Origin of the sequence: Duganella sp. HH101 (genome assembly GCF_001758795.1) — a bacterium.
Taxonomy (GTDB): Bacteria; Pseudomonadota; Gammaproteobacteria; order Burkholderiales; family Burkholderiaceae_D; genus Rugamonas; species Rugamonas rivuli.
This window is the reverse complement of record NZ_LRON01000052.1, coordinates 1-7,804: the sequence shown is the minus strand read 5'-3', so window position 1 is coordinate 7,804 and position 7,804 is coordinate 1. Positions and strand designations below refer to the sequence as shown.

The window sequence follows — 7,804 nt, the reverse complement described above, 5'->3', positions numbered from 1 at the left end:
AATGGATAGATATCCTGGATGTTGGCGGCGCCGCCCGGAACCGCCGCGACCACGCGTGCGATCTCCTGCTCGTCCAGCTTCACCAGCGTCACCATCTCCGGCGTGATCGCCGTGCTACCGGCCACGATGCCGTTGGCCGGCACCACGATGTCGTTGTTTTCACCACCCGACGCTCCGGCCAGTGCAGCGATGGTCGGCGTGGCGAACAAGGTCCGCACGTCGACATTCAGGCCGGCGCGGCGCATGCGCTCCACCAGCGTGATCGCCAGCAGCGAGTGGCCGCCCAGCGTGAAGAAGTTGTCGTGCACGCCCACTTTGTCCAGATTGAGCACGCCAGCCCAGATATCGGCCATGGCCTCTTCGGCCGCCGTGCGCGGCGCCACGTAGCCTTCTTCGCTGCGTGCCATATCCGGCGCTGGCAAAGCCTTGCGGTCCACTTTGCCGTTCGGCGTCAATGGCAGCTGGTCCAGCACCACGAAGTGGGCAGGCACCATGTATTCCGGCAGCGATGCCAGCAAGGCGGCGCGCAGTCCGGCGGCATCCGGCAATTGCTCGCCATCGTGCGCGACCAGATAGGCCACCAGCCGCTGGTCGCCGGCCACGTCCTCGCGGGCCAGCACCAGTGCGTCGCGCACCGGCTCCAGGGCTGCAAGCGTGGATTCAATCTCGCCAAGTTCGATACGGAAGCCGCGCAGCTTGACCTGGTGGTCGATACGGCCCAGGTACTCGATGCTGCCATCCTCCAGATAGCGCGCCAAATCGCCCGATTTGTACATGCGCGATCCGGCCTCGCCGAACGGATTCGGCACGAATTTGTCCGCCGTCAGGTCGGCACGTTTCACATAGCCGCGCGCCAGGCCGACGCCCGCTATATGCAGCTCGCCCGCGACGCCCATCGGTACAGGGTTCAAGCCCGCATCCAGAATGTGGATTTGCGTATTGGCGATCGGATGACCGATCGGCACGCAGGACAATTCGCTCTCCGCGTCGCAACGCCAGTAGGTGACGTCAACCGAAGCCTCCGTCGGACCGTACAGGTTATGCAAACGCCAACATGACGCCACTGGTCCAGGAAGCGCTGCTGCAGTTCCCACGGCAAACGCCTGGCCGCTGCACATCACCTGGCGCAGCGTTGCGCCCTGCTCCACCGGCGCCGCGTTCGCAAACACTTCCAGCATCGGCGGAACGAAGTGCGCCGTCGTGATGCCCTGCTGCGCGATCAGTTGCGACAGGTATGCCACATCCTGATGGCCGCCCGGTTTCGCCAGCACCAGCCGCGCGCCTTCCATCAGCGGCCAGAAGAACTCCCACACCGAGACGTCGAAACTGAACGGCGTTTTCTGCAGCACGCGGTCTTGCGGCGTCAGCTCGTAAGCCTGCTGCATCCAGCGCAGACGGTTAACGATACCCGCGTGGTCGATGGCTGCGCCTTTCGGACGGCCGGTCGAACCGGAGGTGTAGATCACGTAGGCCAGGTTGCGCGCCGACGTCAAATTGGACGGATTGGTGGCGTCGCATGCGTCCAGCGAGGCCGCGTCGGCGTCCAGCAGGAATACAGGCGCTTCGCTGGCTGGCAGCACCGACAGCAGGCGCTGCTGCGTCAGCAGCACCGCAGGCGCCGCATCCTCCAGCATGTAGGCCAGGCGGTCGGCCGGGTAGGATGGGTCCAGCGGCACGTACGCGCCGCCGGCTTTCAATACGCCCATCAGGCCTACCACCATCTCCAGCGAGCGCTCCGTGCATACGCCCACCAGCACGTCCGGGCCTACACCCAGCGTGCGCAGATGACGCGCCAGGCGGTTCGCCCGCGCATTCAGTTCGGCATAGGTCAGCTGCTCATCTTCGTACACCAACGCCACCTGCTGCGGCGCCGCCAGGACTTGGCGCTCAAACAGCTCGTGCAGCGTTCCGTCGAGCAGGGATGCATCGGCCGTGTTGTTCCATTCCACCAGCAGTTGGTGGCGTTCGGCGTTGTCCAGCATGTCCAGATCGCGGATGCGGCGCTCAGGGTTGGCCACGATGGCCTCCACCAGCCGCGTGAAGTGCGCCGCCATGCGCGCCATCGTCGATGGCTCGAACAGGTCGGTGTTGTAGCTGATGCTGCCGATCAGGCGTCCGCCTTCCTCCGTGAACGTGAACGTCAGGTCGAACTTGGCCTGTACGCCCTCGCCGCCCATGGCTTGCAGGGTCAGCCCCGGCAGCGTGAGCGCGTCCATCGGCGCGTTCTGTAACGCCAGCATCACCTGGAACAGCGGCGAATGGCTGGTGTGGCGCTCAGGCTTGAGTACATCGACCAGCTGCTCGAACGGCACGTCCTGGTGCGCGTACGCGTCCAGCGTGTTGCCGCGCACCTGGTCGAGCAATTGCAGGAAGCTGGCGCCGTGATCGACTTGCGTGCGCAGCACCAGCGTGTTGACGAAGAAGCCGATCAGCCCTTCGGTCTCCGCACGGTTGCGGTTGGCGATTGGCGTTCCGATACAGATGTCGTCCTGTCCGGCGTAACGCGACAGCAGCACGTTGAAGGCCGCCGTCAGCGTCATGAACAGCGTGCTTTGCTTCTGGCGGCTCAGCGCATTGAGGGCCGCCGTGGTGGTGGCCGACAGCGCCAGCGGCTGCGTCGCGCCGCGATGGGTCTGATACACGGGACGCGGGTGGTCCGTCGGCAGCGTCAGTAAAGCTGGCACGCCGGCCAAGTGGCCTTGCCAGTAATCGAGCTGCTGTTGCAGCACGTCGCCGCTGAGCCACTGGCGCTGCCAGTGTGCGAAGTCGGCGTACTGGATCGGTAGTTCCGGCAGCGGCGATGGCTGCTGCTGGACGTATGCGCCGTACAGCGCGGCCACCTCGTTCACAAGAACGCCGATGGACCAGCCGTCGGAGACAATGTGGTGCATCGTCAGCAGCACGATGTGCTCCGACTCGCCCAGACGCAGCAGGCGCGCACGGATCAACGGACCGGTGGCCAAGTCGAACGCTGTCTGCGCCTCGTCCTGCACCAGCCACTGCGCCTTGGCATCGCGCTCCGCATGCGGCAGGTCCGACAGATCGGTCGTCTCCAACGCCAGTTGCAATTCCGGTGCGATCACCTGCACCGGCGTGCCGTCCACGCTGGCAAAGCGGGTACGCAAGGCTTCATGGCGGCGTACGATCTCGTTCAGTGCACCCTGAAGGGCCGTCACGTCGAGCTGTCCATTCAGACGGACCGCCGCCGGAATATTGTAGAACGCGCTGCCCGGCTCGAACTGGTCGAGGAACCACAGGCGCTGCTGCGCGAACGACAGCGGCATGCCCTCTTTGCGCTCGACCGGCGCCAGGGCCGTTACGGTCAGACCGCGCTGTGCCGATTCCATGCGCGACAGCAGGCCGGCGACTGTTGGCGCCTCGAACACCGCGCGCAGCGGCAGTTCGATTTCGAACGCGCCACGGATCTGCGACACCAACTGCGTCGCCAGCAGCGAGTGGCCGCCCAGCGCGAAGAAGTTGTCGTGTACGCCCACTTTGTCAAGCCGGAGAACACCGGCCCAGATACCGGCCATGATCTCTTCAGCCGCCGTACGTGGCGCCACGTAGCCCTCCTCGCTGCGCGACATGTCCGGCGCGGGCAAGGCTTTGCGATCCACTTTGCCGTTCGGCGTCAGTGGCATCTGTTCCAGTACCATGAAGTGGGCCGGCACCATGTACTCCGGCAGCGACGCCAGCAAGGCAGCGCGCAGTCCGGCGGGATCCGGCAGTTCTGCGTCGTCGTGCGCGACCAGATACGCCACCAGCCGCTTGTCGCCCGCCACGTCCTCGCGCGCCAGCACCAGTGCGTCGCGCACCGCCGCCAGTCCCGCCAAGGCAGACTCGATCTCGCCGAGTTCGATGCGGAAGCCGCGCAGCTTGACCTGATTGTCGATCCGGCCCAGGTATTCGATGCTGCCGTCCTGCAGATAGCGCGCCAGGTCGCCCGACTTGTACATGCGGCTGCCCGCAGCGCCGAACGGGTTCGGAACGAATTTGTCCGCCGTCAGGTCGCCACGGTGCAGGTAGCCGCGTGCCAGGCCTTCACCGGCGATATGCAGCTCGCCGGCCACGCCCGCCGGCACGGGGTTCAGGCCTGCGTCGAGGATGTAGACCTGCGTGTTGGCGATCGGCTTGCCGATCACCGGTGCGCCATCGAGCGCGCTCACGCGCCGCAGCGTCGACCAGATCGTTGTTTCGGTCGGGCCGTACAGGTTCCAGATCGCGTCGACATGGCCGAGCACATCGCGCATCAGGCCCACCGGCAGCGCTTCGCCGCCGCACAGCACCTTCAGTTGCAGTTCCTGCGGCCAGCCATGATCGACCAGCATGCGCCAGCTCGACGGCGTGGCCTGCATCATCGTCGCGCCTGAGCGCACCAGCAATTCGCTCAGTTGCTGCGGATTGGACGCCGTCTCGCGGCCGGCCAGCACCACGCGCGCGCCGTTCGCCAACGGCAGGAACAGCTCCAGCGCGGCGATGTCGAACGACAGCGAAGTGACAGCGACCAGCACGTCGTCGCTGTTCATGCCCGGCGCTTCGCCCATGCTGTGCAGGAAGTTGGCCAGGTTGGCGCGATTGAGCGCCACGCCTTTCGGTTTGCCGGTCGAGCCGGATGTGTAGATCACGTAGGCCAGGTTGCCGCCCGTCGTCAGCTCGGACGGATTGGTGGCGTCGTAGCCCGCCAGCGAGGCCGCGTCGGCGTCCAGGCAGAATACCGGCACGCCACCGCTCGGCACGGATGCCAGCAGGCGTTGTTGGGTCAGCAGCACCACCGGCGCAGCATCCTCCAGCATATAGGCCAGGCGGTCGGCCGGATAGGCCGGGTCCAGCGGCACATAAGCGCCGCCGGCTTTCAGGATGGCCAGCAAGCCGACCATCATCTCCAGCGAGCGCTCCACGCACAGGCCCACCAGCACGTCCGGGCCCACGCCCAGCGTGCGCAGGTGATGCGCCAGGCGGTTGGCTCGCGCATTCAGCTCGCCATACGTCAACTGCTGGCCTTCATGCACAAGCGCCACGCGATCCGGCGAGGCCGCAGCGCGTTCCTCGAACAGCGCCGGCATCATCGACGCCGACCGGTAGTCGCGCGCCGTGTCGTTCCATTCCACCAGCAACTGCCGGCGTTCCGATGCCGGCAGCACATCGATGGCGCCAACCGCGCTGTCCGGCGCGGCCTCCAGCGCCGCCACCAGCTGTTCGACGGCGGCATGCATGTATTCGCATACGCGCTGTGCCGACACGCTTGTGCTGACTTGCGCCGTCAGCGAAAAGTCCTCGCCCAGATCGTCAACCGAGAACGTGACCGGATAATTGGTGCGCTCTTCGCTGCTGAGCATTCCAACGCCCTGCCATGCCGAGTCGCCCGCCTTCTGCGCCACACTATGGCGATAGTTGAACAGGGCAGAGAACAATGGCATCGGCGCCTCTACGCCGCTGCAACGCTGCGCCAGCGCCAGCGACGCGTGCTCGTGACGGAGCAATTGCGTCAACATGCCGTGCGCGGCGCGCACCGCTTTTGCCACGCCTTGTTCGCCCAGCTTGAAACGCACCGGCAGCGTGTTGATGAACATCCCCAGTACGCTCGACGCATCTTCGCCGCCGGCCATACGGCCCAGCAGCACGGTGCCGAACACCACATCGTCGCGGCCAGAGACCTTGGACAGCACCTGCGCCCATGCCAGATGCATGACGCTCGCAGCGCTCACGCCCAGCTGGCGTGCCTGCTGGCGCAAACGACGCGACAGATCGCCATCGACCATCCGGTGCGACTCGACGATGCCCGTGCCGTCGCCCTGCACGTCGAGCAGGCCGAATGGCGCGGTCGGTTCATCCACGTCGGCCAGCATCGCGCCGAAGTAGGCCTCGTGCTCGGCCTGGCTCACGCCAAGACGGGCCTGGGCGACGAAATTACGGAACGGCAGCGCCGGTGGCAGTTCGTCGGCACGGCCTTGCAGCAGCATGCGCACTTCCGCGACCAGCATGTCGAGCGTGCTGTGATCGATCGCCAGGTGATGCGCCAGGATGCGCAGCAGCCAGCGGCCATTGGCTTTGTCCTGCGCGACAAACGCGCGCATCAGCGGCGCGTGGCGCACGTCCAGGCGGAAGTGGCTAGGGTGATAGCGTGCCGCCAGTTCGGCGGCAACGTCGGCAACGTCGTCCAGGTTGACCTGCTCGGCCACCAGATGCGCCTCGCGCCAGACCACCTGCACTGCTTCGCTCAGCCCTTCCCAGTGCATGGCCGTGCGCAGAATGTCGTGGCGCGCCACGACCTTATTGAGCGCCGAGACGAAGCCGTCAAGCCGCTCGCGGCTGTCGAACTGCATCAGGTTAGGTAGCAGATAGGCGTCCCCCTCTTCATTCATCATGTGATGGAACAGGATGCCTTCCTGCAGCGGGGCCAATGGATAGATATCCTGGATGTTGGCGGCGCCGCCCGGAACCGCCGCGACCACGCGTGCGATCTCCTGCTCGTCCAGCTTCACCAGCGTCACCATCTCCGGCGTGATCGCCGTGCTACCGGCCACGATGCCGTTGGCCGGCACCACGATGTCGTTGTTTTCACCACCCGACGCTCCGGCCAGTGCAGCGATGGTCGGCGTGGCGAACAAGGTCCGCACGTCGACATTCAGGCCGGCGCGGCGCATGCGCTCCACCAGCGTGATCGCCAGCAGCGAGTGGCCGCCCAGCGTGAAGAAGTTGTCGTGCACGCCCACTTTGTCCAGATTGAGCACGCCAGCCCAGATATCGGCCATGGCCTCTTCGGCCGCCGTGCGCGGCGCCACGTAGCCTTCTTCGCTGCGTGCCATATCCGGCGCTGGCAAAGCCTTGCGGTCCACTTTGCCGTTCGGCGTCAATGGCAGCTGGTCCAGCACCACGAAGTGGGCAGGCACCATGTATTCCGGCAGCGATGCCAGCAAGGCGGCGCGCAGTCCGGCGGCATCCGGCAATTGCTCGCCATCGTGCGCGACCAGATAGGCCACCAGCCGCTGGTCGCCGGCCACGTCCTCGCGGGCCAGCACCAGTGCGTCGCGCACCGGCTCCAGGGCTGCAAGCGTGGATTCAATCTCGCCAAGTTCGATACGGAAGCCGCGCAGCTTGACCTGGTGGTCGATACGGCCCAGGTACTCGATGCTGCCATCCTCCAGATAGCGCGCCAAATCGCCCGATTTGTACATGCGCGATCCGGCCTCGCCGAACGGATTCGGCACGAATTTGTCCGCCGTCAGGTCGGCACGTTTCACATAGCCGCGCGCCAGGCCGACGCCCGCTATATGCAGCTCGCCCGCGACGCCCATCGGTACAGGGTTCAAGCCCGCATCCAGAATGTGGATTTGCGTATTGGCGATCGGATGACCGATCGGCACGCAGGACAATTCGCTCTCCGCGTCGCAACGCCAGTAGGTGACGTCGACCGAAGCCTCCGTCGGACCGTACAGGTTATGCAACGCCACATGACGCCACTGGTCCAGGAAGCGCTGCTGCAGTTCCCACGGCAACGCCTGGCCGCTGCACATCACCTGGCGCAGCGTTGCGCCCTGCTCCACCGGCGCCGCGTTCGCAAACACTTCCAGCATCGGCGGAACGAAGTGCGCCGTCGTGATGCCCTGCTGCGCGATCAGTTGCGACAGGTATGCCACATCCTGATGGCCGCCCGGTTTCGCCAGCACCAGCCGCGCGCCTTCCATCAGCGGCCAGAAGAACTCCCACACCGAGACGTCGAAACTGAACGGCGTTTTCTGCAGCACGCGGTCTTGCGGCGTCAGCTCGTAAGCCTGCTGCATCCAGCGCAGACGGTTAACGATAC

At 65.7% G+C, this 7,804-nt stretch carries 1 protein-coding gene; it reads right to left on the bottom strand.

Features of this window, described 5'->3' with window-relative positions; all coding sequences use genetic code 11:
• On the bottom strand, nucleotides 1-7,804 hold a 7,804-nt coding region (locus DUGA2_RS32065), incomplete at both ends, for a non-ribosomal peptide synthetase (RefSeq protein WP_070273316.1).